1 protein-coding gene is annotated in these 638 nt (G+C 50.3%); it reads left to right on the top strand.

The genetic code is table 11. The features are described from left to right. The coding region (locus tag JK154_RS17620; RefSeq protein ID WP_249215999.1) for an EF-Tu/IF-2/RF-3 family GTPase at window positions 1–638 on the top strand (638 nt) is incomplete at both ends.

Here is a 638-nt window from a genome sequence, read left to right as displayed (position 1 = left end):
GAAGCAGAGTGGGAAGCGAAAATCATCGAACTGGCTGGCTTCCTGGATACCTATATCCCAGAACCAGAGCGTGCTATCGACAAGCCGTTCCTGCTGCCAATCGAAGACGTATTCTCCATCTCTGGTCGTGGTACCGTTGTTACCGGTCGTGTAGAACGCGGTATCATCAAAGTTGGTGAAGAAGTTGAAATCGTTGGTATCAAAGACACTGTTAAGTCTACCTGTACTGGCGTAGAAATGTTCCGCAAACTGCTGGACGAAGGCCGTGCTGGTGAGAACGTAGGTGTTCTGCTGCGTGGTATCAAACGTGAAGAAATCGAACGTGGTCAGGTACTGGCTAAACCAGGCACCATCAAGCCACACACTAAATTCGAATCTGAAGTGTACATCCTGTCTAAAGATGAAGGCGGTCGTCACACTCCATTCTTCAAAGGCTACCGTCCTCAGTTCTACTTCCGTACAACTGACGTAACCGGTACTATCGAACTGCCAGAAGGCGTTGAGATGGTAATGCCTGGTGACAACATCCAGATGGTTGTTACCCTGATCCACCCAATCGCGATGGACGACGGTCTGCGTTTCGCAATCCGTGAAGGCGGCCGTACTGTAGGCGCGGGTGTTGTTGCTAAAGTTATCGG

The organism is Citrobacter sp. JGM124, from assembly GCF_018257795.1.
Classification (GTDB): Bacteria; Pseudomonadota; Gammaproteobacteria; order Enterobacterales; family Enterobacteriaceae; genus JGM124.
This window is presented reverse-complemented; position numbering and strand designations above follow the sequence as displayed.